The 988-nt window shown below is 61.2% G+C and carries 2 protein-coding genes; both read right to left on the reverse strand.

The genetic code is table 11. The features are described from left to right. Positions 1 to 228 (reverse strand): OpgC domain-containing protein (gene opgC, locus NS334_RS19460; protein ID WP_428835068.1); only part of this gene is annotated, 228 nt, incomplete at its 3' end. A gap of 190 nt (positions 229 to 418) precedes the next feature. Then, positions 419 to 988 (reverse strand): hypothetical protein (locus NS334_RS17930; RefSeq protein ID WP_206542690.1); only part of this gene is annotated, 570 nt, incomplete at its 5' end.

Here is a 988-nt window from a genome sequence, read left to right on the forward strand (position 1 = left end):
GTTCGGGATGTGATCGAGATAGATCGCCCAATTCGCGAAGCCGCGCAGAACATCGAGCCGATAGTCGCGGCCTCGCGGCGGCAGAACAGCCTTGACGTCCATCGGTTCGCTCCCATCCCCGGTGCCCGCGCGTCCGGCCGCGGGGCGTCGCCGTGTCACACTAGAACATGATCGGCAAGACTGTGTAACGATTTTCTGCAACGATCGCTTGTACCAAACCGTCGTCATTTGCACGGCCGGCGCGTCGAGGGCACGCCTAAAGCATGACCCGGAAAAGTGCGAAGCGGCTTTCCGAAAAGATCATGCTCAAACAAAAATCCCCGTGGCATCCAAGTCATGCCGCAGCTTAACGTCATGTAAAAATGGCGATGCGGTGCGTCGCCGCCAGCGATTATGACAGCACAAATTCGCGCGATGGTTAGTTCGTGTTAGAGACTATGACAGTTGCGTGAAATGCAATTCGGTCAGGAGTCAGCGCGCCACGACCTAGACTTCGCCGTCCACGCCGTTGACGACGTTGACACGGGAGCCAGAAAACCTTACCCCCGTTCTTGGCGATCGCACGATACTCGCCTTCGGAGAGCACGACGCGCGGGAACGCGCCGATCGATTCCTTGATCACGTCGCCGCCCGGCGTGATCACCGACCACGCGGTGTTGGCGAGCGCCTCGCCGCCCTTCTCGCTGACCAGCTTGAGCGTGATGACGGCTGCGCGATGGGTGACGGTGACGTCGGTCACCTTGCCCGCCGCGACGCGAATGTCGGAGCGCAACACCGAGTTGGCGTCGCCATAGTTGGAGACGATGTAATAGGTGCCCTCAGGCAGCAGCGACGACGTCCACGGACGATACGTTCGGAAACCAGGGGTCCGCGGTCCGAGCCGTCGAACTGACTGCCCTTGTAGATCGCGAACGAAATCTGGTTGGCCGGGATCTTGCTCGAGCCGACCCGGCCTTCGATCCGCAGCCCGCCGGCCGGCAGCACGAAC

Source organism: Sphingomonas endophytica (assembly GCF_001476895.1).
Lineage (GTDB): Bacteria > Pseudomonadota > Alphaproteobacteria > Sphingomonadales > Sphingomonadaceae > Sphingomonas > Sphingomonas endophytica_A.